1 pseudogene is annotated in these 925 nt (G+C 70.5%); it reads left to right on the plus strand.

Going from position 1 to position 925, the window contains the following annotated elements:
• Positions 1-911, plus strand: a pseudogene (locus tag MJ797_RS26845) (transposase); the annotation flags it as partial.
• Positions 912-925 lie beyond the last annotated feature (14 nt).

Genomic DNA, 925 nt, shown 5'->3' on the forward strand with positions numbered 1-925 from the left:
GCGGCCAGATCCGCGGCCTGCTCGCTGACCTGGCCGCCACCGGCAGACAGGCCCCGGACGCCCCACCCCCGCTGGTGGTCCTGGACGCGGGTAACGACCCGAGCGCGCTCGCCCACGAACTGGCCGGCGAGCACGTCCAGCTCCTGGTCCGGCTACGCGGCAACCGTGTCTTCCACGCCGACCCCGGCCCCCGCCCGGCCGGCGCGCGGGGCGCCCCCCGCCGGCACGGGCAGCGGCTGCCCTTGGATGCGCCCGACCGGCAGCCACCACCGGACACCGAACGCACCGGCACCTCCCCTCGCCACGGGACGGTCACGGTGCGGGCCTGGCGGGGCATGCACCAGAAACTCGGCCGGGACGGTCGCTGGGCCCGCTGGCCACCGGACCGCACGCTACCGATCGTGCGTGGCACCGTCATCCAGGTCAGCGTCGAGCGCCTGCCCGGAGGCCGTAAACCCCACAAGGACATCTGGCTGTTCCACGCTGGCCCCACCGAACCCGACCTCGATGTGCTCTGGAAGGCATACCTGCGCAGGTTCGACCAGGAACATTTCCACCGGTTCGCGAAGGTTTACCTCGGTTTGCGTGCCGTGCACCTGGCTTCCGCGCAGGCCACCGACCGGTGGGTGCAGCTGACCATCGCCGCCTACGCCCAGCTACGCATGGCCTCCACTCTCGTCGATGACCTGCGCAGGCCCTGGCAGTCCAAACCCGCGCCGGGCACCGTGCTGAGCCCTTACCGGACCCGGCTGGGATTCCGTCGGCTCCGCGCGAAGATTGGTTCGCCCACCAAGCCGGCGACATTCAGCCGGCCTGGCCCTGGACGGCCTAAAGGATCGACGAATCGGCCGAAGAGCACGTGCCCGCCTCACCGCACCAGCACCAAAGGTGAACGTAGCCACGTAGAGTGACCTTAAATTCCAAG

The sequence above is a fragment of the Protofrankia sp. CiP3 genome, assembly GCF_917627345.1.
Lineage (GTDB): Bacteria > Actinomycetota > Actinomycetes > Frankiales > Frankiaceae > Protofrankia.